The organism is Halomonas terrestris, assembly GCF_049166755.1.
Classification (GTDB): domain Bacteria; phylum Pseudomonadota; class Gammaproteobacteria; order Pseudomonadales; family Halomonadaceae; genus Halomonas.
Map to the genome: position 1 here is coordinate 180,245 of NZ_JBMHFZ010000006.1, position 25,279 is coordinate 205,523.

At 68.8% G+C, this 25,279-nt stretch carries 25 protein-coding genes; 19 read left to right on the forward strand and 6 right to left on the reverse strand.

Annotation, left to right across the window (positions count from 1 at the left end; genetic code table 11):
* Positions 1-38: 38 nt before the first annotated feature.
* Positions 39-620 (reverse strand): cupin domain-containing protein, encoded by a 582-nt coding sequence (locus ACOMD9_RS08445; RefSeq protein WP_421413682.1) that lies wholly within the window; start codon positions 618-620, stop codon positions 39-41.
* Positions 621-817: 197 nt separating this feature from the next.
* On the opposite strand from ACOMD9_RS08445, the gene mobA reads away from it, so the two are divergent.
* The 7 genes from mobA (at position 818) to ACOMD9_RS08480 (ending at position 6,056) form a co-directional block, all read left to right on the forward strand.
* Positions 818-1,435 (forward strand): molybdenum cofactor guanylyltransferase MobA, encoded by a 618-nt coding sequence (gene mobA, locus ACOMD9_RS08450; RefSeq protein ID WP_421413684.1) that lies wholly within the window; start codon positions 818-820, stop codon positions 1,433-1,435.
* On the forward strand, positions 1,432-2,025 hold the full coding sequence (gene mobB, locus ACOMD9_RS08455; protein ID WP_421413686.1) for a molybdopterin-guanine dinucleotide biosynthesis protein B: 594 nt from the start codon (positions 1,432-1,434) through the stop codon (positions 2,023-2,025). The genes mobA and mobB overlap by 4 nt, the downstream gene beginning before the upstream one ends.
* Entirely contained in the window at positions 2,022-3,278 is a 1,257-nt protein-coding gene (gene moeA / locus ACOMD9_RS08460) for a molybdopterin molybdotransferase MoeA (RefSeq protein WP_421413687.1), read from the forward strand. Before mobB ends, moeA begins: the two co-directional genes overlap by 4 nt.
* Before the next feature lie 10 nt (positions 3,279-3,288).
* On the forward strand, positions 3,289-4,104 hold the full coding sequence (moaC, locus tag ACOMD9_RS08465) for a cyclic pyranopterin monophosphate synthase MoaC (protein ID WP_421413688.1): 816 nt from the start codon (positions 3,289-3,291) through the stop codon (positions 4,102-4,104).
* A 2-nt stretch (positions 4,105-4,106) separates the two neighbouring features.
* Entirely contained in the window at positions 4,107-4,556 is a 450-nt protein-coding gene (moaE, locus tag ACOMD9_RS08470; protein WP_421413690.1) for a molybdopterin synthase catalytic subunit MoaE, read from the forward strand.
* 2 nt (positions 4,557-4,558) lie between these two features.
* Positions 4,559-5,557, forward strand: a complete 999-nt coding sequence (gene moaA / locus ACOMD9_RS08475) for a GTP 3',8-cyclase MoaA (protein ID WP_421413692.1) — start codon at positions 4,559-4,561, stop codon at positions 5,555-5,557.
* Positions 5,558-5,765: 208 nt separating this feature from the next.
* Complete coding sequence (locus tag ACOMD9_RS08480; RefSeq protein ID WP_421413694.1) at positions 5,766-6,056, forward strand: H-NS family histone-like protein; 291 nt, start codon at positions 5,766-5,768, stop codon at positions 6,054-6,056.
* A gap of 110 nt (positions 6,057-6,166) precedes the next feature.
* On the opposite strand, the gene ACOMD9_RS08485 is transcribed toward ACOMD9_RS08480, so the two are convergent.
* The gene (locus tag ACOMD9_RS08485; protein WP_421413752.1) at positions 6,167-7,777 is read right to left on the reverse strand and encodes a ribonuclease J; all 1,611 of its coding nucleotides are present in this window, start codon (positions 7,775-7,777) and stop codon (positions 6,167-6,169) included.
* 226 nt (positions 7,778-8,003) lie between these two features.
* Here ACOMD9_RS08485 and purU point away from each other — a divergent pair, with 226 nt between their 5' ends.
* Together purU and ACOMD9_RS08495 are read left to right on the forward strand one after the other, a co-directional pair.
* Positions 8,004-8,858, forward strand: a complete 855-nt coding sequence (purU, locus tag ACOMD9_RS08490; protein ID WP_421413697.1) for a formyltetrahydrofolate deformylase — start codon at positions 8,004-8,006, stop codon at positions 8,856-8,858.
* A gap of 13 nt (positions 8,859-8,871) precedes the next feature.
* Positions 8,872-9,543 (forward strand): energy-coupling factor ABC transporter permease, encoded by a 672-nt coding sequence (locus ACOMD9_RS08495; RefSeq protein WP_421413699.1) that lies wholly within the window; start codon positions 8,872-8,874, stop codon positions 9,541-9,543.
* A 290-nt stretch (positions 9,544-9,833) separates the two neighbouring features.
* Here the strand turns inward: ACOMD9_RS08495 and dinB are convergent, their stop codons facing one another.
* Positions 9,834-10,901 (reverse strand): DNA polymerase IV, encoded by a 1,068-nt coding sequence (dinB, locus tag ACOMD9_RS08500; RefSeq protein WP_421413701.1) that lies wholly within the window; start codon positions 10,899-10,901, stop codon positions 9,834-9,836.
* On the reverse strand, positions 10,882-11,532 hold the full coding sequence (lexA, locus tag ACOMD9_RS08505) for a transcriptional repressor LexA (RefSeq protein WP_421413703.1): 651 nt from the start codon (positions 11,530-11,532) through the stop codon (positions 10,882-10,884). The genes dinB and lexA overlap by 20 nt, the downstream gene beginning before the upstream one ends.
* Before the next feature lie 207 nt (positions 11,533-11,739).
* Between lexA and ACOMD9_RS08510 the strand changes: the two genes are divergently transcribed.
* The 4 genes from ACOMD9_RS08510 to ACOMD9_RS08525 all read left to right on the forward strand — a co-directional run bounded on the left by ACOMD9_RS08510 (position 11,740) and on the right by ACOMD9_RS08525 (position 14,631).
* Entirely contained in the window at positions 11,740-12,405 is a 666-nt protein-coding gene (locus ACOMD9_RS08510; protein ID WP_421413704.1) for a TetR/AcrR family transcriptional regulator, read from the forward strand.
* Positions 12,405-12,923, forward strand: coding sequence for a L,D-transpeptidase family protein (locus tag ACOMD9_RS08515; RefSeq protein WP_421413706.1), 519 nt, complete (start codon positions 12,405-12,407; stop codon positions 12,921-12,923). Before ACOMD9_RS08510 ends, ACOMD9_RS08515 begins: the two co-directional genes overlap by 1 nt.
* Positions 12,924-12,987: 64 nt before the next feature.
* Positions 12,988-14,001, forward strand: coding sequence for a beta-N-acetylhexosaminidase (gene nagZ / locus ACOMD9_RS08520; RefSeq protein WP_421413708.1), 1,014 nt, complete (start codon positions 12,988-12,990; stop codon positions 13,999-14,001).
* Positions 14,002-14,052: 51 nt separating this feature from the next.
* Positions 14,053-14,631: a hypoxanthine-guanine phosphoribosyltransferase gene (locus tag ACOMD9_RS08525; protein WP_421413709.1), complete on the forward strand. Its 579-nt coding sequence runs from the start codon at positions 14,053-14,055 to the stop codon at positions 14,629-14,631.
* A 371-nt stretch (positions 14,632-15,002) separates the two neighbouring features.
* Here ACOMD9_RS08525 and ACOMD9_RS08530 read toward each other — a convergent pair whose 3' ends face one another.
* Complete coding sequence (locus ACOMD9_RS08530) at positions 15,003-16,694, reverse strand: AMP-binding protein (RefSeq protein ID WP_421413711.1); 1,692 nt, start codon at positions 16,692-16,694, stop codon at positions 15,003-15,005.
* 90 nt (positions 16,695-16,784) lie between these two features.
* Complete coding sequence (locus ACOMD9_RS08535) at positions 16,785-17,237, reverse strand: MerR family transcriptional regulator (protein ID WP_421413713.1); 453 nt, start codon at positions 17,235-17,237, stop codon at positions 16,785-16,787.
* A 206-nt stretch (positions 17,238-17,443) separates the two neighbouring features.
* On the opposite strand from ACOMD9_RS08535, the gene ACOMD9_RS08540 reads away from it, so the two are divergent.
* From ACOMD9_RS08540 to ACOMD9_RS08565, 6 genes are all read left to right on the forward strand, one after another.
* Positions 17,444-18,610, forward strand: coding sequence for an acyl-CoA dehydrogenase family protein (locus tag ACOMD9_RS08540; RefSeq protein WP_421413715.1), 1,167 nt, complete (start codon positions 17,444-17,446; stop codon positions 18,608-18,610).
* A gap of 20 nt (positions 18,611-18,630) precedes the next feature.
* A complete protein-coding gene (locus ACOMD9_RS08545; protein WP_421413718.1) occupies positions 18,631-19,785 on the forward strand; it encodes an enoyl-CoA hydratase/isomerase family protein in 1,155 nt (384 codons plus the stop codon).
* Positions 19,786-19,864: 79 nt separating this feature from the next.
* Complete coding sequence (gene mmsB / locus ACOMD9_RS08550; RefSeq protein ID WP_421413720.1) at positions 19,865-20,770, forward strand: 3-hydroxyisobutyrate dehydrogenase; 906 nt, start codon at positions 19,865-19,867, stop codon at positions 20,768-20,770.
* A 67-nt stretch (positions 20,771-20,837) separates the two neighbouring features.
* A complete protein-coding gene (locus tag ACOMD9_RS08555) occupies positions 20,838-22,226 on the forward strand; it encodes an MATE family efflux transporter (RefSeq protein ID WP_421413722.1) in 1,389 nt (462 codons plus the stop codon).
* A 432-nt stretch (positions 22,227-22,658) separates the two neighbouring features.
* Positions 22,659-23,840 (forward strand): acyl-CoA dehydrogenase, encoded by a 1,182-nt coding sequence (locus ACOMD9_RS08560; RefSeq protein WP_421413724.1) that lies wholly within the window; start codon positions 22,659-22,661, stop codon positions 23,838-23,840.
* Between the two features lie 29 nt (positions 23,841-23,869).
* Positions 23,870-25,087 carry a CaiB/BaiF CoA transferase family protein gene (locus ACOMD9_RS08565; RefSeq protein ID WP_421413726.1) on the forward strand — a complete coding sequence of 406 codons (1,218 nt, stop codon included), beginning with the start codon at positions 23,870-23,872 and terminating at the stop codon, positions 25,085-25,087.
* Positions 25,088-25,279 lie beyond the last annotated feature (192 nt).

Genomic DNA, 25,279 nt, shown 5'->3' on the forward strand with positions numbered 1-25,279 from the left:
GGGCGCTTACAGGATCCAGCGGGGGACAGCCAGGGGCCTCAGGCGTGATGCAGCTCCTGCCCGCCCTCCGAGAAGGTCGGCGGGGAGTTGGCGCTGACGATCACGCATTCGCGGTCGCCGAGATTGCGGAAGCGGTGGGGCAGGCGGGAGTCGAAGTAGTAGGCATCCCCGGCACCGAGTACCGCGACCTCCCCGCTGACGGTGAGCTCGATGGTGCCCGAGATCACCACGCCGCCTTCCTCGCCCTCGTGCTCGAGCATCTCCTCGCCGGTATCGGCGCCGGGGGGGTAGCGCTCGTGGATGATCGACATGCGGCGGTCCGGGCGCCGGGCGGCCACCAGCCGCCAGGAGAGGTGCCCATCGCCGATCTCGGTCAGTTCGCCGGCCCGGTAGAAGGGGCGCGGCGAGCTCGTCTCGTCGCCGGCGAAGAAGGCGCTGATCGAGACCGGCAGGGCATCGAGGATCTTCTTCAACGAGCTCACGGAGGGGCTGACGCTGTTCTGCTCGATCAGCGAGATGGTGCTGTTGGTGACGCCGGCCCGCTTGGCCAGCTCGCGCTGGGAGAGGCCACGGGCACTGCGCAGTTGGCGGAGCCGGTCCCCCACATCGAATCCTTCCATTGGCATTCCTGTCTGGATGAAGCCGCGATCGTCGACACTCGGTGTCGGCATGATACCCGCTCGACCGGACGGCGATAAGCCACCGCCTTGATCGGCATCAGGCGCGCAGCCCGGCGGCATGGCACCACTCGTCCGGCTCAGGCATCATGACGGTCATGGACACCCGATAACACCATCAGGGGAGAGCAGGAGAATCCATGATCACGCAAGGCGAGCTCAGCGGCCTGATCCTGGCCGGCGGCCAGGGGCGTCGGATGGGGGGGCGCGACAAGGGGCTCGAACCCTTCGCCGGTCGCCCGCTGGTCGCCCATGTCATCGAACGCCTCGAGGGGCGGGTGGCCAGGGTGATGGTCAACGCCAACCGCCATCTCGATGACTACCGGGCGTTGGCCGATCGGGTGATCGTCGATGCCGAGGGCGGCTTCCAGGGCCCCCTGATGGGGATCTACAGCGGCCTGCTTGCCGCCGAGACGCCCTGGCTGGTGGTGGTCCCCTGCGACAGCCCGGCGCTGCCCGACGACCTGGTCGCACGGCTCGTGGCCGGGATCGGCCAGGCGGATATCGCCGTGGCCCACGACGGCGAGCGCCTGCATCCCGTGGTGGCGCTGATGCGCACCCGGCTGGCCGATGACCTGGCGGTCGCCCTGGCCGCCGGCGAGCGCAAGATCGACCGCTGGTATGCCCGCCATGCCTGGTGCGAGGTGGACTTCTCCTGCTGTCCCGAGGCCTTCGCCAACCTCAATACCGACGACGACAAGCGGCGCCTCGAGCAGGCGCTGCTGCGCCGGGCGCACGAGGAGTCCCAGACCCCATGAGCGAGACCCGTCACGACAGCCTCGACCTCGATGCATTCCCGCCGCTGCTGGGCATCGCGGCCTGGAGCGGCACCGGCAAGACCACCCTGCTCGAGCAGCTGCTGCCACGGCTCGGCGAGCGTGGCCTGCGCGTCGCGGTGATCAAGCATGCCCACCACGGCTTCGACGTCGACCAGCCGGGCAAGGACAGCTATCGCCTGCGCCAGGCGGGGGCGGCCCCCATGCTGGTCGCCTCCCGGGCGCGCCTGGCGCTGATGATGGAGACCCCGGGGCGCGATGAGCCCGACCTGGCGCAGCTGGTCGAGATGGTGCGGCTCCAGGCGCCGGACCTGGTGCTGGTGGAAGGCTTCAAGGCCTGGCCCCTGCCCAAGCTGGAGCTCCATCGCCCCGAGGTGGGCAAGCCGCTCAGGGTGGCCGAGGACCCCTGGGTCAAGGCGGTGGCCTGCGACGCCTCGCTGGCACTCCCCGAAGGCGTCGAGGCCCTGGCCCTCAGCGACATCGAGGCGCTCACCGACTGGGTCGCCGCCTGGCCGACGCGCTGGCCCCGGGAGCGCAGCCCGCGCCCGGTGGCGGAGGAGGCGACCCGATGACGCTCTCCTGCTTCGATCTCGGCGAGCGGATGCTCTCGGTGGAGGAGGCCCGCTCGGCGCTGGGCACACTGGTCGAGGGGCCGCTGCCGGCGGAGTCGGTGACACTCGCCGCCGCCCATGGCCGGGTGCTGGCCGAGGCGGTCGTCTCGCCCGTCGACGTGCCCCAGAGCACCAATGCCGCCATGGACGGCATCGCCCTGGCCTGGCCGGAGGCGGGACCCTGGCCCGAGTGCTGGCGGCGGGTCGGCCGGCTGTTCGCCGGCCAGCGCCGCGAGACTCCCCTGGCGCCGGGCGAGTGCCTGGGCATCACCACCGGGGCGCCGCTGCCGCCGGGGGCCGACACCGTGATCATGCGCGAGCAGCTCGAGGAGCGGGGCGACGACCTGGTGGTCGTGGATCGCCCCGAACGGGTCCGGCGCGGGCAGCATGTGCGGCTGGCCGGCGAGGACATCGCCCGCGGTGCCCAGGCACTGGCGGCGGGCACCCGGCTGTCGGCGGCCGAGCTCGGCCTGCTGGCCTCCCTCGGCCAGGCCGAGGCCCGGGTGGTGCGCCGTCCGCGCATCGCGATCTTCTCCACCGGCGACGAGGTCACCGCGCCCGGCGAGGCGCTGCCCCCGGCGGGGGTCTTCGACACCAACCGCTTCACCCTGCGGGGCCTGGTGATGGAGCAGGGCGGCGAGGTGATCGATCTCGGCATCCTGCCCGACGACCGGGCCGCCCTGGTCATGGCCCTCGACGAGGCCGCCGGGCTGGCCGATCTGGTGATCACCAGTGGCGGCGTCTCGGTGGGCGAGGCCGACCATACCCGGGCGGCGCTGGCCGAGGTCGGCGAACTGGGCTTCTGGCGCATCGCCATACGTCCCGGGCGGCCGCTGGCCTGCGGCCGCCTGGGCGAGCGCGGCGTGCCCTTCCTGGGGTTGCCCGGCAACCCGGTGGCGGTGATGGTCACCTTCCTGCAGTTCGTGGCCCCGCTGCTGGCGCGGCTGCAGGGGCGTGGCGACGGCGTTCCGCCGCGGCTCACCGCCCTGGCCGAGCACCCGCTCGAGAGTCGCACGGGGCGTGTCGACTATCTGCGCGGGGTCTACCGCTGCGACGACCAGGGCCGGCTCAGGGTGAGCAGCACCGGTGCCCAGGGCTCCGGCATCCTCTCCTCGATGGTGGCGGCCAACTGCCTGATCGAGATCGCCGCCGAGCGCGAGGCGGTGGGCCCGGGCGAGGCCGTCACCCTCCATCCCCTTCATCGACTTCCATGAGGCGCTCTCCATGCCACTGACCCATCTCAATGCCCGCGGCGAAGCCCACATGGTCGACGTCGCCGGCAAGCCCGAGAGCCGGCGCGAGGCGAGTGCCTCGGGATGCATCCGCATGCAGCCGGCCACCCTGGCACTGCTCGCCGAGGGCGGCCTGCCCAAGGGCGATGTGCTGGCCACGGCACGCATCGCCGGCATCCAGGCCGCCAAGCGTACCCATGAGCTGATCCCGCTGTGCCACGCCCTGGCCCTGTCGAAGGTGGCCATCGACTTCCGTCTCGACGAGGCCGCCTCCTGCGTCGAGGTCACCGCGACCTGCCGCCTCGACGGTCGCACGGGGGTGGAGATGGAGGCGCTGACCGCGGTCTCGGTGGCCTGCCTGACCCTCTATGACATGTGCAAGGCGGTGGACAAGGAGATGGAGATCGGCGACATCCACCTCGATGCCAAGAGCGGCGGCAGGTCGGGAGACTACCGTCGCGGCAGCAGGGGCGCCGAGCCGGCACCCCCCATCGTCACCGGGGAGGGGAGTGTCGGTGAGGTGTCGCTGGGCACCCGCTGCGACATCGCCTCGCCCTGTGTGCGGGTCAAGTGCCTGGCCGAGCTGCGCGAGCGCCTCGGTGTCGGGGAGGTCTCGGTGCCCCTGGAGAGCCTGCCGAGTGCCGATGTAGCCGGCCTCAAGGCCGCCCTCAAGTCACTCGACCCGCGCTTCTCGCGGCTCGACGAGGGACGGGTGCTGTGTGCGGTCAATCAGGTGATGGCGGCCGAGAGCACGCCGATCACCAACGAGGACGAGGTCGCCTTCTTCCCCCCGGTGACCGGAGGTTGAGCATGATTCGTGTCCAGGAGGCGCCCTTCGACGCGGGCGTCGAGCAGGCAGTCCTGCTGGCGGGGCGTACCGATATCGGCGCCGTGGTCAGCTTCACCGGACTGGTGCGTGACTTCAACGAAAGGCCCGAGGTCACGGCCCTGACCCTCGAGCATTATCCCGGCATGACCGAGACGGCGCTGGCCGGAATCGTCCAGGAGGCCGAGGCGCGCTGGCCGCTCGATGGGGTAAGCGTGATCCACCGGATTGGACGACTCGCCCCCGGAGACCCTATCGTGTTGGTGGTGGTCGCCAGTGCCCATCGGCGCGCCGCGTTCGAGGCCTGCGACTTCATCATGGACTACCTCAAGACACGCGCCCCGTTCTGGAAGAAGGAACACGCCACCGACGGCGACTACTGGGTAGCCGAGCGTGACACGGATCACGCGGATGCCCGCCGCTGGGAGAGATGATGATGGCACTACCCGATGAGCTGATCGACGATTTCGGAAGGCGGGTGCGCTATGTGCGCATCTCGGTCACGGATCGCTGTGACTTTCGCTGCGTCTACTGCATGAGCGAGGAGATGACCTTCCTGCCCCGTGCCCAGGTGCTGACCCTCGAGGAACTCGCGCTGGTGGCCCGGGCCTTCGTCGAACTGGGGGTGGAAAAGGTACGGCTGACCGGCGGCGAGCCGCTGGTGCGTCGCGACATCGGGACCCTGGTGGAGCAGGTCGGCGCGCTGCCAGGCCTGCGGGATTTCGCCATGACCACCAACGGCGCCGGCCTCGGCAAGCACGCCGAGCAGTTGCGGCAGGCGGGGCTGAAGCGCCTCAATATCAGCCTGGATTCCCTGGACCCCGAGCGCTTCCGCGCGCTGACCCGCACCGGGGACCTCGACCGCGTCATCGACGGCATCCGTGCCGCCAGGGCGGCCGGCTTCGAACGCATCAAGCTCAATGCCGTCATCCTCAAGGGGCGCAACGACGACGAGGTGATCGACCTGGTCGATTTCGCCCGGCGGGAGGGCCTGGATATCAGCTTCATCGAGGAGATGCCGCTGGGTGACGTCTCGGACCACAGCCGTGACGAAACCTACTGCTCCAGCGACGAGGTGCAGGCCCTCATCGAGACCCGCCACGAGCTGATCCCCACCACCGAGACCACCCTGGGCCCCTCGCGCTATTTTCGCATGACCGACAGCGAGACCCGGGTCGGCTTCATCTCGCCTCACAGCCATAATTTCTGCGCCACCTGCAACCGGGTTCGGGTCACCGTGGAGGGGCGTCTGCTGCTCTGCCTGGGCAACGAGCACTCGGTGGACCTGCGCGAGGTGCTGCGCCGTCACCCGGGCGATATCGAGGCCCTGAAGCAGCGCATCGTCTCGGCCATGCCGCTCAAGCCCGAGCGCCATCACTTCACCACCGACGGCGATGTCCAGGTGGTGCGCTTCATGAACATGACCGGTGGCTGAAAGTCGATATTCCTTGCTCCACGCATCGTGACGGCGCCTCCTTGGCGCCGTCTTCGTCTCCGGTTTCCTGCATGGATTCGAGCGCTTTCTCCGAGGGATCGCCGAAAATAATTGTACGTATTTTCTTGCCAAGTGCCGAAGTGTGAATATACTTTTGACGTACAGTCTCATGAGTTACCTTTTCGTCAATTTGGCATGGAGGGGGCCAATGTCCAGCGAAACCCTGGAGCGCATCGCTCGCAACAAGAACGTGGCTCGAGCCGCGGCACGCCAGTTGAGCATGGAGCAGCTGCACAAGCTGGCCGAAGTGATCGGCGAGGTAATCGAGCAGAAGAAGGACGAAGAGCTGCAGCGTCAGGAAGAGGAAGCGCAGAAGGAGCGCAAGCTGGCCGAGATTCGCGAGGCGATCAATGATGCCGGCCTTTCCCTCGATGACCTGGTCTCCGAGCAGCCCCGTCGCAAACGCGGTCGCCCACCGAAGAACGCCAGCAAGGGATAGGTGACCTCACGCCGACCGGCGATGACCGACACCGAAAGTCACCCGTATCAGGGCAGGATCACGAGAGGCGAACCTACGGGTTCGCCTCTCGGCGTTCGGGGGCGTCACGGTCAGTCGAGGTCGCTGAGGCTGGGTGCCTCCACGGCCAGGATCTGCAGGTGAATCTCGGGTAGCCGGCGCAGATGATCGGCGAACCAGGCCAGCAGCCGGGGCTGCAGGGCGAGGCGCAGGTCGGCCAGGGTGTCGGCCCGCAGTTCCGCCAGCTGGAGGTCGAGCCAGTCGGCGAAGGCGTCCTCGTCGAGGTGGCTGGACTGGCTCGTGTCGAGCATCAGGCGCCCGATGCGTGCCCAGCCCTGTTCCTCGGTGGCCGTCACCGAGAGCGCCAGGTAGAGGCTGCCATGCCGTGAGCGGGCCGTCTCGCCGGCCAGGCCGGGCAGCGGGCCCACGGCATCCTGGCTGACGATGCAGGGCGGCTGGGGGTGTCGCGCCTCGAGGGTCAGGCCATCGCTGTCGAGGCGGATCAGGTCGCCGTTGGTGGGGATCAGCGGGGTATCGATGCCCAGGGATTCGGCCAGTGACTGGTGGGCCCTCTGGTGGCGTGGCTCGCCATGTACCGGCAGGAGTCGGGCGGGTTTCACCCAGCCGTAGAAGGTGCGCAGTTCGTCCCGGGCGGGATGGCCCGAGGCATGCAGCTCGGGGTGGCTGAACTCGTCGAGCAGGCTCACCCCGAGGTGCCTGAGGCCGGCCTTGAGGCGTTCGATCAGCAGCTCGTTGCCCGGAATCGCCTTGGCCGAGAAGATCACGCTGTCGCCCTGGCCCAGCTCGAAGGTCGGGTGGCGGCCCCTGGCCAGGCGGCTGAGCGCCGCCCGGGGTTCCCCCTGGCTGCCGGTGGCGATCACCAGCACCTCCTGCGGCGGAAGGTAGCCAAGGTCGCTCACCGGCACCAGCGGCGGGAAGTCGTCGAGATAGCCCAGCGAGCGGGCCACGCCCACCATGCGCTCCATGGAGCGCCCCATCAGGCTGACGCGGCGACCGCAGCGCTCGGCGGCGCGCCCGATGGCCAGCACCCGGGCCAGGTTGCTGGCGAAGCAGGAGACCACCACGCGCCCCTCGCAGCGGGCGATGGTGTGCTCGAGGGCCAGTGCCACCTCGCCCTCGCTGCGCGAATGGCCGGGCAGGGGGGCATTGGTTGAGTCGCCCACCACCAGGTCGAGTGGCGCGATGGCCCGGAAGGTCGCGGCCGAGATCGGCGGCCCGATCAGCGGCTCGGGATCGAGCTTCCAGTCGCCGGTGTGCAGCACCCGGTGGTCGCCGGCGGCGATCAGCAGCGCGCAGCTCTCGGGAATCGAATGGGTCAGCGGCAGGTAGCGCAGGCTGAAGGGGCCCGACTCCAGGGCTTCGCCGGGTTCGATGACCCGGATGGCCTCGGTGGAGAGCCCGCGCTCGGCGAACTTGGCCCGCAGCAGGCCCGCGGCCAGCGGCGTGGCATGGATGGGGCAGCCCCACCTGGGCCACAGCCAGGCCGCGGCACCGATGTGGTCCTCGTGGCCATGGGTGATGATCAGCGCCCGCGGGGTGATCTCGAGCGACGACAGGGTGTCCAGGTTGGGCACCTGCAGCGGGCTGTCGGGGAGGTCCTGGCGGATCATCATGCCGCAGTCCACCGCGATCCAGGTCTCCTCCAGACCTCGCTCCCCGAAACCGTAGAGGCTGAGGTTCATCCCGATCTCGCCGCAGCCGCCCAGGGGAAGGAAGTGCAGGGGAGGGCGGCGGCGGGGGCGGATCTGGACTCTGGGCTGGGGCATCGGGGGCGCGGACTCGGAAAGTGTCACTTCACTATACGGGATGGCCGCGTGGCGTCACAACGCGCCGAGGCGCAAGGGTGCCGGAACCTTCTGTTTTCGCTACACTGTCGCACCCCCGACGACAGCCGCCCGGAGTCACGACATGTCACACTATTACCGCCTGGTGGTCTCCTGCCCCGACCGCGTGGGGATCGTCTCCCGGGTCTCCGGCTTCATCGCCGGTCACGGCGGCTCCATCACCGAGGCCAGCCAGCACTCCGACCTCGAGGCGGGGCGCTTCTTCATGCGCTACGAGATCCTTGCCGACTCCATCGGCATGCCGCCCCAGGCCCTGCGCGAGGCGTTTGCCCCCATCGCCGAGGAATTCGGCATGGACTGGGCGCTGACCGACACCCGCCGGCGTCCCCGGGTGGTGCTGATGGTCTCGAAGGAGTCCCACTGCCTGGTGGATCTGCTCTACCGCTGGACGGCCGGCGAGCTCGACTGCGAGATCGCCGGCGTGATCTCCAACCACGAGGACATGCGCGGCCTGGTCGAATGGCACGGCATCCCCTATCACCACGTGCCGGTGCCCCGCGAAGACAGGAGCGGGGCCTTCGCCGAGGTGGAGCGCCTGGTGGAGGAGGCCGGCGCCGACAGCGTGGTGCTGGCCCGCTACATGCAGATACTGCCACCGGGGCTGTGCCAGCGCCTTGCCGGCCGGGTGATCAACATCCATCACAGCTTCCTGCCCTCCTTCGCCGGGGCCAGGCCCTACCATCAGGCCTACGAGCGCGGCGTCAAGCTGATCGGCGCCACCTGCCACTACGTCACCGAGGAACTGGATGCCGGGCCGATCATCGAACAGGACATCCACCGGGTCAGCCATTGCCACACGCCGCAGGACCTGGTGCGCTTCGGCCGCGACGTGGAGAAGGCCGTGCTCGCCCGAGGCCTGCGCTGGCACCTGGAGGATCGGGTACTGATCCACGGCAACAAGACCGTGGTGTTTGCCTGAGGGGAGCCCCCTGATGTCGTTTGCCGCCCTGGTGATCTCGCCCTGGTTGCTGCTGGCCGCCTCCCTGGTGTCGCTGGGGATGGTCGGCCTGGCACTGGCCCGGCGCCCCTGGCGGATGCTGCTCGACGACCACGCCCTGCAGCACCGCTGGCTGGCCGCCACCGTGGCGGTGATGCTGATGTGGCAGCTGCGCGCCCAGGCGGTGGACTGGCTCACCCTGCACCTGATGTTCACGGCGCTGCTGACGCTGGTGTTCAAGGCGCCGCTGGCGCTGCTCTCCTGCCTGCTGGTCAACCTGGCGATGGTCGTGCTGGGGCGTGTCGCCTGGCCGCTGCTGGGGGTCAACCTGCTGGTCACGGGGGTGGTGCCGATACTGGTCATGGTGCTGGTCTGGCGGATCGTCGACCGCCGCCTGCCCGACAACCTGATGGTCTTCCTATTCGTCTGCGGCTTCTTCGGCACGGCCCTGGCCACCCTGGCGGCGGGGCTCGCGGCGGTGGGATTGATGGCGCTGGGCGCCAGCGACCCCGAGGTCATGCACCAGGCGCTGGACTACGCCCGCTTCCTGCCGCTGCTGATGCCCTCCGAGGCCTTCATCACCGGGATGCTGCTCAGCATCCTGATGGTCTACCACCCGAGCTGGGTAGCGACCTTCAACGACCACCGCTATATCGACACCAAGTAGTCAGCCCCGGCGTCGTTGCCTTGCTGGGAAAGCAGCTTGTCCGCGGATATCTCGACGATGGCAACACGTTCGTCGGAGAAGGCGCCGTGGCCCGCCCCTATGGGGTCAGACCCCAGCCAAGTCACGAAGCCCGTCATGGTGCACATGGCGAGCGGATTCGACCCCGCCGGGGTCTGACCCCATAGGGTCTCCCAGCGCTGGCGGTCCATCCCAGGGTGTTCTCAACCTGCTGATTTCACGGCAATGTTTGTGGGGGTTCCTCAAGGTCAGACCCCATTGGCGGCAGGGGCTCACTCGATCGGCAGGGGCAGCTGGCGCCGTTCGACCTCGGGCAGCAGCCGGGCGCCGACGCCGAGCAGCCGTACCGGTCGGCGGGCCCGGGTCCAGGCCTGCTCGAGCAGGCGGGCGTAGCTCTCGGGTCCGGGAAGCAGGCCGCGGCTCTCCAGGGTGGTGAGGCTGAAGTCGTCGAAGCGCACCTTGACGAAGAGGCCCGCCAGGGGAGGGTTGCCATGCCGGGCCAGGCGCGCCTCGAGGCGCTCGCACAGCGGCATCAGCGCCGCCCGGCAGCTGTCCAGGTCCGGCAGGTCGCGTTCGAAGGTGGTCTCGGCACTGATCGACTTGCGCTCGCGTTCGACACGCACCGGGCGGTCGTCGATGCCGCGGCAGAGCTCGAAGAGCCGCCGCCCGAACTTCCCGAACTCGTCGAGCAGTCGCTCCAGCGGCAGGGCGCGCAGCGCCTCGCAGGTGGTGATGCCCATGGCATCGAGTCGCGCGGCGGTGGCGGGGCCGACGCCGTGCAGCTTCTTCACCGGCAGGTGGATGACGAAGTCCTCGACACGCGCCGGGGGGATGACCGTGAGCCCATCGGGCTTGTCCCAGTCGCTGGCGATCTTGGCCAGGAACTTCGACGGCGCCACCCCCACCGAGACGGTGATGCCGGTGCGCGCCAGGCACTCCTCCTTGAGCCAGCGGGCCATCCAGGTGGCGCTGCCGGAGAAGCGCTCCACCGCGCTGACATCGAGATAGGCCTCATCCAGCGAGAGCGGCTCGACCAGGGGGGTGAGCTCGTGGAAGATCGCCTGGATCCGGCGCGAGACCTCGCGGTACTTCTCGAAGTCGCCGGGCATCAGCACCAGCTGGGGGCAGAGGCGCAGCGCCCGGGCGGCGGGCATCGCCGAGTGGATGCCGAAGGCCCGGGCCGGGTAGTTGCAGGTGGCGATGACCCCGCGCCGCTCGCGACTGCCGCCGATCGCCAGCGGGATGTCCCGCAGGCGGGGGTCGTCGCGCATCTCCACCGCGGCATAGAAGCAGTCGCAGTCGGCGTGGAGGATCTTGCGATTAACCGAGGGCCTGTCCATTACCGCCGCGGATCACGCCCACCCCGATGCCCTCGATCTCCAGCTCATGCTGGCGCAGGTCGACCTGGATGGGGGGGAAGTCGGGATTCTCGGCCGAGAGGGTGACCCGGTGGCCGTGGCGATGGAAGCGCTTCACCGTCACCTCGTCCTCGAGGCGCGCCACGACGATCTGGCCGTCGCGGACCCGGTCGGTACGGTGCACGGCGAGCAGGTCGCCCTCGAGGATGCCCACGTCCTTCATCGACAGGCCACGCACCTTGAGCAGGTAGTCCGCCCGGGGGGTGAAGTACTCCGGGGGGAGGGGGCAGTAGCGGTCGATATGCTCGGCGGCCAGGATCGGGCTGCCCGCGGCCACCTCGCCGATGATCGGCAGCCCCTGGGTGGCGGCTTCTTCGCCCTCGTGGACCTCGGGCTCCTGGGCGGGCAGGCGGATGCCGCGGGAGGTGCCGGGAATCATGCGGATCACGCCCTTGCGCTCCAGCGCCCGCAGATGCTCCTCGGCGGCGTTGGGCGAGCGAAACCCCAGGGCCCGGGCGATCTCGGCACGAGTCGGCGGATAGCCCAGTTCGTTGATGGTCTTGACGATGAAATCGTGGACGTTCTGCTGGCGCGGCGTTAGGGGGCGTGTCATGCGGCCTCCGGATGACAGTGGATGGCGATCGGGCAACGCGCTTTCATTGGTCAAGTATACAGCATGGAAGTTCATCCAGTAAAAGGCCAGCATGAGCGCCGCGCGTTTGACGTGGCGGCCGTCGCTCCAGCATTGAGAGGCGGCCTCCGGGTGACGTACAATCCTGCTACGTTTAAAACAGCTGTTTCCAACAGGATGCCATCGCTCATGGGCCAGACCGATACCGTCACGCGGATCCTCGACACGGCCGAGGTGCTGTTCGCCGAACGCGGCTTCGCCGAGACCTCGCTGCGCAACATCACCAGCAAGGCCAGGGTCAACCTGGCGGCGGTCAACTACCACTTCGGTTCCAAGAAGGCGCTGATCCAGGCCGTCTTCGCCCGCTACCTGGATCCCTTCACCGAGCGTTTCCACGCCGCCCTCGACGAACTGGAGGCCCGCCACGCCGGACAGGTGATTCCCCTCGAGGTGCTGCTCGAGACCATGGCGCGCACCGTCCTCGAGGTGCCGGCCGAGCGCAACAGCCTCAAGGTGTTCATGCGCCTGCTGGGGCTCGCCTACAGCCAGGCCCAGGGCCACCTGCGCCGTTACATCCAGGAGGAGTACGGCAGCGTCTTCACCCGCTTCACCGAACTGGTCCGCCTGGCGACCCCGGAACTGCCCGATGCCGAGCGCTTCTGGCGGCTGCACTTCGTGCTCGGCACCGTCATCTTCACTCTCTCGGGGCTGGATGCGCTGCGCGATATCGCCGAGAAGGACTATGGCGAACATGTCAGCGTGCGCGACCTGATCCGTCGCCTGCGCCCGGTGGTGGTGGCGGCGATGAACGCGCCGCTGCCCGAGCCCGCCCAGCCCAGGGCCGAGGCGAGCTGATGCCGACCCCGCGCCTCGATGCCCTGCCTCCCGAGGGGGCGACCTGGCTCGAGATCGATACCGCCCGGCAGCGGCTGGTGGTGTGGCAGGGCCGCGAGGCCCGGGTCGACTACCCCGTCTCCACCGGGCTCGCCGGTACCGGCCAGCGCGAGGGCAGCGGCCGGACCCCGCTGGGCTGGCACTATGTGCGCGCCGCCATCGGTGCCGGCCAGCCGCCCGGCACCGTGTTCCGCGGCCGGCGCCCCACCGGCGAGCGGTTCTCGCCGGCGCTGGCCGCCGCACACCCCGGGCGCGACTGGATCCTGACCCGCATCCTCTGGCTGTGCGGCCTCGAGCCCGGCCACAACCGCGGGGGTGACGTCGACTCCCAGCGCCGCTATATCTACCTGCATGGCACCCCGCCCGATCAACCCATGGGCGAGCCGCGTTCCCATGGCTGCGTGCGCATGCGCGATGACGACCTGCTGGCGGTCTTCGAGCTGGCCGTGCCCGGGACGCCGGTCTGGCTCCACGACTGAGCGGCTGTCCCGGGGGACGACTTTGGTCTAGAATCGGCCCCCTTCCACGCCAAGGAGCATGTCCATGACCCAGACCCTCGGCCCGGTGATGCTGGATCTGGAGGGGCCTCGCCTGACCCGCGAGGAGCGCGAGCTGCTCACCCGCCCGGAGGTCGGTGGCGTGATCCTCTTCGCCCGCAATACCGAGTCGGCCGCCCAGGTCCGCGAGCTGTGCAGCGAGATTCGCCGGGTCCGTCCCGAACTGCTGCTCGGCATCGACCAGGAGGGAGGTCGCGTCCAGCGCCTGCGCGAGGGGGTCACCCGCCTGCCGGCCATGGGGCGCCTGGGGCGCGACTATGCCGGCATGCCCGAGGTGACCTTGCGCCTCTGCCGGGATGCCGGCTGGCTGCTGGGCATGGAGATGGCCGCCTGCGGGCTGGACCTCAGCTTCGCGCCGGTGCTCGACGTCGACGGCGGCACGTCCACGGTGATCGGCGACCGCAGCTTCTCCGCCGATCCCCGGGACGTGGCGGCGATGTGCCGTGCCTTCGTCGATGGCCTGCACGAGGCCGGCATGGCCGCCGTGGCCAAGCACTTTCCCGGTCATGGCGGGGTGGCGGCCGACTCCCACCACGCGCTGCCCGTCGACGCGCGTCCGCTGGACGAGCTGCGCCGGCACGACCTGGTGCCCTTCGCCGACCTGGCCCCACGGCTCGATGCGGTGATGCCGGCCCATGTGGTCTATTCCGCCTTCGACCCCCGCCCGGCCGGCTTCTCACCTGCCTGGCTGGGCATGCTGCGCGAGAGCCTGGGCTTCAAGGGCGTGATTTTCTCCGATGACCTGAGCATGGCCGGCGCGGCGTCCGCGGGGCCGCCCGCCGAGCGCGCCCGGGCGGCCCTCGAGGCCGGCTGCGACATGCTGCTGGTGTGCAACGACCGCGCCGCCGCCCTGGAGATCCTCGACGCCTGCCGGGGGCGGGTCGCTCGACGCGTGCTCAAGCTGCGCTATGGCCGCGCTCGACCCGACCTGGCGGCCCTGGGGGCGCTCACCCGCTGGCGCCGCGTGCATGCCCGACTCGAGGCCCTGGCGGCCAACTGAATCCCCTTCCATCCATTCCCTGTACCCATGCCGACCGCGAGCCGTAACCCCATGCCAAAACTCGACGCCGATGTTCACCAGTCGCTGACCGACATGCGTGACGTCATGGACAATGCCGATTGCCTGATCTCCCAGGAGGAGGTCGAGCGCGCCCTGGACCGGATGGCCGACGAGATCACCCGCGACCTGGGTGACAAGCTGCCGGTCTTCTATTGCGTGATGAACGGCGGCCTGATCACCACCGGCCACCTGCTGACCCGCCTGGGCTTTCCCCTGGAAGTCGACTACCTGCATGCCACCCGCTACCGCGGCGGCCTGCGTGGCGGCGAGCTGTTCTGGCGGGTCTCGCCGGAGGTCCCCATGGCGGGCCGTCACGTGGTGATCGTCGACGACATCCTCGACGAAGGGGCGACCCTGGCCGCCATCCTCGACTACTGCCGCGAGGCCGGTGCGGCGAGCATCGCCACGGCGGTGCTGGTCGACAAGCAGCACGAGCGCAAGGCGGCGCCCGGCCTCAAGGCCGACTACTGCGGCCTGGAGGTGGTCGACCGCTACGTCTTCGGCTTCGGCATGGACTACAAGGGCTACTGGCGCAACGCCCCGGGAATCTTCGCCCCCAAGGGGTTGTAGGCGGGGAGTAGGGCATGTTGAGAGTGTCGTGGTGACAGGCTGCCAGCGCTGGGAGGCCCTGTGGGGTCAGACCCCGGCGGCGTCGAATCCGCTCGTAAGACGTACCATGACGGGCCTCGCGACTTGGCTGGGGTCTGACCCCATAGGGGCAGCCTCGGCGCCTTCTTCGGCGAACAAGCTATCAACGTCGAGAAAAACGTGGGGTTTCGTCAGGGTCTGACCCCCTGGGCCGGAAGCTTGAAGAGCGTCGCTTCGCTTCTGGAAGCGCCGGGCTGCGCCCGGAGCTGTAAGCCTCAAGCTATAAGCTGGAAGAGACCCCTTGATCTGGAAGCTGGTGGCGACATGCTGCCTTCCAGCTTCCAGCTTCCAGCTTACGCCAGCCCCAGCTCGTGGGTGGCTTCCTCGCGCATCTTGAACTTCTGGATCTTGCCGGTGACGGTCATCGGGAACTCGTCGACGAACTTCACGTAGCGGGGGATCTTGTAGTGGGCGATCCTGCCCTTGCAGAACTCCTTGAGCTCGTCGGCGGTGAGCTCCTGTCCTTCGCCCAGCTTGACCCAGGCCATCACCTCCTCGCCGTACTTCTCGTCCGGCACGCCGATCACCTGGACATCGGAGATCGACGGGTGGGTATAGAGGAAGTCCTCGATCTCGCGCGGGTAGATGTTCTCGCCGCCGCGGATGATCATGTCCTTGATCCGCCCGACGATCGCCACGTAGCCCTCGTCGTCCATGGTGGCCAGGTCGCCGGTATGCATCCAGCCGGCGCCGTCGATGGCCTTGGCGGTGGCTTCCTCGTTCTCCCAGTAGCCGAGCATCACGCTGTAGCCGCGGGTGCAGAGCTCGCCGGTCTCGCCGCGGGGCACCACGGCGCCGGTCTCGGGGCTGACCAGCTTGACCTCCAGGTGGGGGTGGATGGTGCCCACCGTCGTCACGCGCTTCTCCAGCGGCGCATCGGTCTGGGTCTGGAAGCTCACCGGGCTGGTCTCGGTCATGCCGTAGCAGATGGTGACGTCCTGCATGTTCATCCTGTCGATCACCTTGCGCATCACCTCGATGGGGCAGATCGAGCCGGCCATGACGCCGGTGCGCAGGGAGGAGAGGTCGTAGCTCTCGAAGTCGGGATGCTCGAGCTCGGCGATGAACATGGTCGGCACGCCGTAGAGCGCCGTCGCCTTCTCCTCGGCCACGGCGCGCAGGGTCGACTCCGGCTCGAAGCCGTCACCGGGGTAGATCATGGTGGCGCCGTGGGTCACGCAGCCGAGGTTGCCCATGACCATGCCGAAGCAGTGGTAGAGCGGCACCGGGATCACCAGGCGATCCTGCTCGCTGAAGCCCATGGTGCGGGCCACGTAGAAGCCGTTGTTGAGGATGTTGTGGTGCGACAGGGTCGCCCCCTTCGGGGCCCCCGTCGTGCCCGAGGTGTACTGGATGTTGATCGGGTCGTCGAACTGCAGCGTGGCCTGGACCTCGGCCAGGTGCTCGGCGGAGATCTCGTCGGCGTGGGCCAGCAGGCTCTGCCAGCTGAACATGCCGGTGAGGGCACGGTCGGCGTCGAGGCAGACCACCCGCTTGAGCTCGGGCAGCTTGGCGCTCCTGAAGGTGCCGGGGCCGCCGTCGCGCAGCTCGGGCGCCAGCTCGGCGAGGGTCGCCACGTAGTCGGAGGCCTTGAAGGCGCCCTGCAGGATCAGGGTGGAGGCACCGGACTGCTTGAGCGCATACTCCAGCTCGTGGGTGCGATAGCTGGGGTTGATGTTGACCAGGATGGCGCCGATCTTGGCGGTGGCGAACTGGGTGATGGTCCACTCGGCACAGTTGGGCGACCAGATGCCGACCCGGTCGCCCTTCCTGACCCCCACCGCCAGCAGGGCGCGGGCCGCCTGGTCCACCGCCTGCTGCAGCTCCTTCCAGGTGTAGCGCAGCCCCTGGTGCAGGCTGAGCAGGGCGTCACGGTCGGGGAAGCGGGCGACGGTATCGTCGAGGCAGTCACCGATGGTCTGGCCCTTCAGGGGCGTGTCGCTGATGCCGCTGACATAGCTGATCGGAGTGTGTTGGCGTGTCATGGTTTCCCGTCTCTTGTTGTTGCATAAGTTGTGGCAAGAACGTGGATGCGAAGTACCGTGGCGGCCCGGCCCCGGGGGCGTGGCGCCCGGTCAGCCGTTTGGCGAGCCCGGCTCCAGGCTGGCCAGCACATCGCGGGCGCGGCTCTCGACATCGTCGAGTTCGCGGTGCATCAGGCGGATGTCCTCCAGCTGGCGCTCCAGGTTGGCCCGCTTGTCGGCGAGGATCTCGAGCAGGCGCTTGAGCTGGCGCGCATTGCCGTCGGGCATGGCGTCATACATCTCCACCACCTCGCGAATCTCGGCCAGCGAGAAGCCCAGGCGCTTGCCGCGCAGGGTCAGCTTGAGGCGAACCCGGTCCTTCTCGTGATAGATGCGGGTCTGGCCGCGACGCTCCGGCGCCAGCAGGCCCTCCTGCTCGTAGAAGCGGATGGTGCGTGGCGTCACCTCGAACATCCGGGCCAGTTCGCCGATCGTATAGGTACGACGCTGGCGGGGCAGGGCGCTGCCCGCCGAAGCCGAAGGGGTCGATGTGCGCTGGTTCATGAGCCTGATCCTTGTTATTGGCGGGCAGGGGCGCAGCTGCCGCCACCTACCTCGCAACACTAGCCGAGGTTTACGTTAACGTAAAGTGCTTGTCGACCATGGGGTGATGTGTGATAAACCTAGCAAGTGCTAGGTTGGTGTCCAGACCCGCACACGACGACCAGCATGCAAGCCAACCAATACTCTGCCGAGACGAGGGTACCTCCATGGACTTTTCCCTGACCGATGATCAGAAGGCGCTGAGCCAGGCGGCCGCGGACTTCGCCAGGGCCGAGCTGGCCGACCATGCCGCCGAATGGGATGCCACCTCGCACTTTCCGGTCGACGTCATCCGGCGCGCCGGGGAGGCGGGCTTCCTCGGCATCTACACGCCGGAGGAGCACGGCGGGCTGGGCCTCTCGCGCCTGGATGCCTCGCTGATCTTCGAGCAGCTCGCCCAGGGCTGCGTCGCCACCACCGCCTACCTGACCATCCACAACATGGTGACCTGGATGATCGCCCGCTGGGGTGACGACGCCCTCCGCGAGGCCTGGGTACCCGCCATGGTAGCGGGTGAGGCGCTGGGCTCCTACTGCCTGACCGAGCCGGGCGCCGGTTCGGATGCCGCCAGCCTGCGGACCAGGGCGGTTCGAGAGGGCGATGACTACGTCATCTCCGGCAGCAAGATGTTCATCTCCGGTGCCGGTGCCACCGAGGTGCTGGTGGTGATGGCCCGGACCGGCGGCCCGGACAGCGGCGCCGGTGGCGTGTCGGCGATCCTGGTGCCGGCCGATGCCGAGGGCATCAGCTACGGCAAGAACGAGGAGAAGATGGGCTGGAAGAGCCAGCCGACCCGCCTGGTCAGCTTCGATGGCGTGCGTGTCCCGGTGACCCACCGCCTGGGCGCCGAGGGGGAGGGCTTCAAGTTCGCCATGAAGGGGCTTGACGGCGGGCGCCTCAATATCGCCAGCTGTTCCCTGGGCGCGGCCCAGCAGGCCCTGACCCTGGCCAGGGACTACATGGCCGAGCGCAAGCAGTTCGGCCGCGAGCTGTCGAGCTTCCAGGCCCTGCAGTTCAAGCTCGCCGACATGGCAAGCGAGCTCACCGCTGCCCGGCTCATGGTGCGCCATGCTGCCTGGCGGCTCGACCAGGGCGACCCCGAGGCCACCGCCCACTGCGCCATGGCCAAGCGCTTTGCCACCGACATGGGCTTCACCGTCTGCAACGAGGCCCTGCAACTCCACGGTGGCTATGGTTATATCCGCGAGTACCCGCTGGAGCGGCTGGTACGCGACACCCGGGTGCACCAGATCCTCGAGGGCACCAACGAGATCATGCGCCTCATCGTCGCCCGGCGGCTGCTGGCCGACGGGGTGGTCGAGTCGCTTCAATAGCCAACAGGAGAACAACAGAGATGTCGGATCTTGCAGTGCTCTTCGACGAGCTGCCGACCCGTGACGGGGGACGCATCGGGGTCGCCACCCTCAACGCCCCCGGGTCGCTCAACGCCCTGTCGCTGGAGATGATCCACCAGCTCGAGGCCAAGCTGGAGGCCTGGGCGGTGGACCGCAGCGTGGTGGCGGTATGGCTCGAGGGGGCCGGCGACAAGGCCTTCTGTGCCGGCGGGGATGTCGTCGCGCTCTACCGCTCCATGACCGAAGAGGGCGAGAACCGCGGTGCGGGCCGCGACAGTGTCTTCGCCGAGACCTACTTCAGCGCCGAGTACCACCTCGACTACCGCATCCATACCTACCCCAAGCCGTTGCTGGTCTGGGGCGACGGCATCGTGATGGGCGGCGGCCTGGGGTTGATGGCCGGCGGAGGGCAGCGCCTGGTCACCGAGACCACCCGCATCGCCATGCCGGAGATCACCATCGGCCTCTATCCCGATATCGGTGCCAGCTGGTTCCTGGGGCGCATGCCGTCGGGCGTGGGCGCCTACCTGGGGCTCACCGGCGCCCAGCTCAACGCCCGCGACGCCCTGGACCTGGGCCTGGCCGACCGCTTCATCCCCCGCGAGCGCCGCGAGGCACTGCTCGGCGCCCTGGAGGAGGCCGACTACGGCCGGCGGACGCCGCGCGAGCTGCGTGCCGGCGTCCAGTCGGCACTCGACGGGCTGGAGGACCGCGCCCAGGCCCCCGCGGGACAGGTCTGGCCGCACCTCGATCATCTCCAGGCCCTGGTGGGGCGCGTCGATGCGGCCAGTGCCGTGCGCCGTATCCTGCGAGACCCGAGCGACGACGCCTGGCTGGCCGCCAATCGGGCGCGGCTCGAGGCCGGCTGTCCGATGAGTGCCCACCTGGTGTGGCGCATGCTCGAGCGTCACGCCCATACCAGCCTGGCCGACGCCTTCCGCGACGAGCTGAGCCTCTCGGTGCAGTGCTGCCGCCGTGGCGAGCTCGCCGAGGGGGTGCGCGCCCTGTTGATCGACAAGGACAGGAAGCCCCGCTGGCAGCATGCCGATGCGTCGAGCGTGCCCGAGGAGGACGTGCGGGCGCTGATGGCGCCGCTGTGGTCCGACGAAGCCCATCCGCTGCGCGACCTGGGCCTCGGCCACCGGGTGGGATAACCCCGCTTCGGGGTCAGGCCCTTAATTCCGCTTAGGGGTCTGACCCCAAAGACAACTTGACAATCATCAGGAGCCAACCATGAACATCGCCTTTATCGGCCTCGGCAACATGGGTGCGCCCATGGCCACCAACCTGGTCAAGGCCGGGCACAGCGTCACCGTCTTCGACCTGGTGGAGAGCGCCATCCAGGCCCTCGAGGGCGAGGGTGCGACCCGCGCCGAGAGTGCCGCGGCCGCCGCCAGCGGCGCCGAGGTGATTATCTCCATGCTGCCCGCCGGTGCCCATGTGAAAGGCCTCTACATGGGCCGTGACGGCGCGCCGGGCCTGTTCGACGTCCTCGAGGCCAAGCCGCTGATCATCGACGCCTCGACCATCTCGCCGGAGGATGCCCGCAGCGTGGGCGCGGCGGCCACCGCCCACGGCCTGACCTATCTCGACGCCCCCGTCTCCGGCGGCGTGGGCGGCGCCAAGGCCGGCACCCTGACCTTTATCGTCGGTGGATCGGAGGAGGGGTACGCGCAAGCGAAGCCGGTGCTCGAGGCCATGGGCAAGAACATCTTCCACGCCGGCGAGACCGGCGCGGGCCAGGTGGCCAAGATCTGCAACAACATGCTGCTGGGTATCCTGATGTCCGGTACCGCCGAGGCGCTGGCGCTGGGCGTCAAGAACGGCATGGACCCGGCGGTGCTCTCCGAGATCATGAAGCAGAGCAGCGGCGGCAACTGGGCCCTCAACGTCTACAACCCCTGGCCGGGCGTCATGGAAGGCTCCGCGGCGTCCCGCGACTACCAGGGCGGCTTCCTCACCGACCTGATGGCCAAGGACCTGGGCCTGGCCTGGGAACTGGCGCTGGGGTCGAAGTCCACCGTGCCCATGGGCTCCCAGGCGCGCAACCTCTTCGCCCTGCACAGCGCCCAGGGCAACGGCGGCCTGGACTTCTCCAGCATCCAGACGCTCTACCGCGCCGGCGAGGAGCAAGGCTAACCCCGCTTTGGGGTCAGACCCCAAAGCGAATTTAGGGGTCTGACCCCAACATCGGCTGAGCGCCTGAATGAGCACACCCGCTTCCTCGCCTGCGTCCCCGGCCGCGGCGCGCCCCGTCCGCCGCGAGCTGCTCGAGGGTCCTATCGCCCTCACGCTGCTGCGCAAGAGCCTGCCGGTGATCGGCGGCATGATCGCCATGATGAGCTTCAACCTGGTCGACACCTGGTTCATCGCGCGACTGGGGACCGAGCCGCTGGCGGCGGTCTCCTTCACCTTCCCGGTGGTGTTCACGGTGATCAGCCTGGCCATCGGGCTGGGTATCGGCACCTCGGCGGTGGTGGCGAGGCGGCTGGGGCAGGGCGACCTCGCCGCGGTGCGGCGCCGGGCCACCGATGCGGCGCTGCTGGCGCTGGCCGTGGGACTGGCGATGTCGCTGCTGGGGCTGGCGACGCTGACGCCGCTGTTCCGCCTGCTGGGCGCGGATGCCACCCTGATGCCGCATATCCGCGATTACATGGGAATCTGGTACCTGGGGGCGGCGGCGGTGGTGGTGCCGCGGGTCCTCAACAGCATCCTGCGCGCCCACGGCAATACCCTGGTGCCGGGACTGATGATGGCACTGGCCGCCGGGGTCAACGTGGTGCTCGACTGGCTGCTGATCTTCGGCGCGGGCCCCATCCCGGCGCTGGGGGTGGCGGGGGCGGCGCTGGCCACGGTCCTCAGCTGGTCGCTGATGACCGCCACCCTCTTCTTCCAGCGGGAGCTGCGGGAACTGCTCGACCTGCGCGGCCTGGCGCTCTCCGGGGTCGCCGCCTCCTGGCGGGAACTCGGCCGCATCGCGTTGCCCGCCGCCGTCACCAGCGTCTTCACGCCGGTGGCCATGGGCCTGGTGACACGCATCGTCGCCGGCCACGGCCATGACGCCGTGGCCGGCTTCGGCGTCGGTACCCGCATCGATGCCATCTCCCAGATCGCCGTGCTGGCCCTGTCGATGACGCTGTCGCCGCTGGTCAGCCAGAACGCCGGTGCCGGGCAGCACGACCGGGTACGCCGGGCGATACTGGGCTGCTTCGCCTTCGTGCTGGGCTGGCAGCTGCTGGTGTGGCTGGTGCTGCAGGGACTCGCCCCCTGGCTGGTGGCCGGTTATGCGGAGCGGGAGGCGGTGGGCGAGGTGCTGCGCACCTTCCTCTGGCTGGTACCGCTGGGCCTCGGCGCCCAGGGGGTGGTGATCCTTGCCGTGTCGTCGTTCAATGCGCTGCACCGGCCGGCCCGTGCCATGCGGCTCTCTGTCATCCGACTGTTCGTGCTCACCGTGCCGCTCGCCTGGCTGGGCGGCCAGCTGGCCGGCCCGACCGGCATCTTCGCCGGCCTGCTGGTCGCCAACCTGCTGATGGCGGTGGTGGCCTGGTGGCAGATACGCCGGGTGCTGACATCGCGCGTCGCCTGGGCGCGCTGATCCAGGGGGATCCTCACGTTTTTCTCGACGTTGATAGCTTGTTCGCCGAAGAAGGCGCCGAGGCTGCCCCTATGAAAAACATTCTGAAAATCAAGTTGTTGAAAGCGTTCTGTGGATGGGCTGCCGGCGCTGGAGTCGCTATGGGGTCAGACCTCGGCGGCGTCGGATCCGCTCGTCAGGTGCACGAAGACAGGCCTGGCAACTCGGCTGGGGTCTGACCCCATAGAGACGGACCTCGGCGCTTTTAACGGCGAACGTCCAAGTATCGTCGAGAAATTCCTGGGAATCCCTCGAGTTCTGGCCCCAGGGAGGTGTCCTCGGCGCCTCAACGGAAGGAGGCAAAAGTTCGACACGGGGGGTTGGCAGGAGAGGGGTGTTGGTCTACATTTAATGAAAATGTAGAAATTATCGCCACCGGCCGAGGATCCCGTCATGAGCCAGATCACCCCCGTCACCTGGGACGACCCCTTCCGCCTGATCGACCAGCTCTCCGAGGACGAGCGCATGGTCCACCAGACCGCCCACGACTACTGCCAGGAGAAGCTCCTGCCGCGGGTCCTGGAGGCCAATCGCCACGAGCACTTCGACCGCGAGATCATGAACGAGATGGGCGACCTTGGCCTGCTGGGCGCCACCATCGATGGCTACGGCTGCGCCGGACTCAACTACGTCAGCTACGGCCTGATCGCCCGCGAGGTCGAGCGGGTCGACTCCGGCTACCGCAGCGCCATGAGCGTGCAGTCGAGCCTGGTGATGTACCCCATCCACGCCTTCGGCAGCGAGGCCCAGCGCGAGAAGTACCTGCCCAGGCTCGCCACCGGCGAGTGGGTGGGGGCTTTCGGGCTCACCGAGCCCGACCACGGCTCCGACCCGGGCGGCATGGCGACCCGGGCGACACGCACCGACAGCGGCTGGCGCCTCAACGGCACCAAGACCTGGATCACCAACTCGCCCATCGCCGACGTCTTCGTGGTGTGGGCCAAGGATGACGAGGGCGTGATCAACGGCTTCATCCTCGAGAAGGGCATGAAGGGGCTCTCCGCGCCCAAGATCGAGGGCAAGTTCAGCCTGCGCGCCTCCATCACCGGCCAGATCGCCATGCAGGACGTGGAGGTCCCCGATGAACAGCGCCTGCCCAACGTCACCGGCCTCAAGGGGCCGTTCTCCTGTCTCAACCGGGCCCGCTTCGGCATCGCCTGGGGCAGCATGGGCGCGGCCGAGGCGTGCTGGCATGCCGCCCGCCAGTACACCCTGGACCGCAAGCAGTTCGGCCGCCCGCTGGCCGCCAACCAGTTGATCCAGAAGAAGCTCGCCGACATGCAGACCGAGATCGCCCTGGGCCTGCAGGCGTGCCTGCGGGTCGGCCGCATGATCGACGACGGCCAGCTGGTACCCGAGGCGATCTCGCTGATCAAGCGCAACAACTGCGGCAAGGCCCTGGACATCGCCCGCGTGGCCCGCGACATGCACGGCGGCAACGGCATCAGCGACGAGTACCACGTGATCCGCCACGTGATGAACCTGGAAGCGGTCAACACCTACGAGGGCACCCACGACGTCCATGCCCTGATTCTGGGGCGGGCGCAGACCGGCATCCAGGCCTTCGTCAACTGAGCGTGCACCGCAACCGGGAGGAGCGCCCCATGAGTGGACCCCTGTCAGGCGTCGTGGTGCTGGATCTCTCGCGGATCCTGGCCGGGCCCTGGTCCGGACAGCTGCTGGCGGACCTGGGTGCCCGGGTGATCAAGATCGAGCACCCGCGCCGGGGCGACGACACCCGCGGCTGGGGCCCGCCCTGGCTGGCCGAAGAGCTCGAGCCGGACCACGACGCCGAGCGGGTGGCGGCCTACTTCCTGTGCGCCAACCGCGGCAAGCAGTCGCTGGCGGTGGATATCGCCACCGACAGGGGGCAGGCCCTGGTCCGCGAACTGGCGAAGGGCGCCGACATCCTGCTGGAGAACTTCAAGGTCGGTGGCCTGGCGAAGTACGGGCTCGACTACGCCAGCCTGCACGCGCTCAACCCGCGGCTGATCGGCTGCTCCATCACCGGGTTCGGCCAGGACGGGCCCTATGCCCATCGCGCCGGCTACGACTTCATGATCCAGGCCATGGGCGGGCTGATGAGTGTCTCCGGCGAGCCCGACGGCATGCCGATGAAGACCGGCGTGGCGATCACCGACGTCATGACCGGGCTCTATGCCAGTGTCGGGGTGCTGGCGGCACTGCACGAGCGCGAGCGCACCGGCCGCGGTCGACACGTGGACGTGGCGCTGCTCGACGTCCAGGTCGCCACCCTCGCCAACCAGGCGCTCAACGCCCTGGTCAGCGGCGTCTCGCCCGAACGCCACGGCAACGCCCACCCCAACATCGTGCCCTACCAGGCCTTCGCCTGCGCCGACGGCCACCTGGTGGTGACCGTGGGCAACGACACCCAGTTCGCCCGCTTCGCCAGCCTGCTCGGCCACCCGGAGTGGGCCGAGGACCCGGCCTATGCCACCAACGCCGCGCGGGTCGGCAACCGCGAGGTGCTGACGGGGATGATCCAGGCCATCCTGATGACCCGCGGCCGCGACGACTGGCTCGCCGAGCTCGAGGCCCGCGGCATTCCCGCCGGCCCCATCAACACCCTCACCGAGGTGTTCGACGACCCCCAGGTACGCCACCGTGGCATGCGGCGCACCCTGAAGCGCGGCGACCTCGAGGTGCCCCAGGTCGCCAACCCCCTGCGCTTCGACGGCGAGCCCGCCACCAGCGAGGTCGCCCCGCCCGGCCTCGGCCAGGACAGCGACGCCATCCTGGCCGAGATGGGCCTCACCCCGGACGACATCGCCCGGCTGAGAAGGGAAGGCGTGGTACGCTAAGCAGGCTTTGGGGTCAGACCCCTCAGGATCCTTTGGGGTCAGACCCGAATGGCACTTACTTAAGACGCTGACCGACGCCTAGTCGGTTGATTTACAAGAAAACGGACGATGGAATGCGGTATTGTGTAAGTCGCGAAACCACACACAAACCGCAAACCCATCGCCCGCTTTCATGACATATCCTACTGCCCC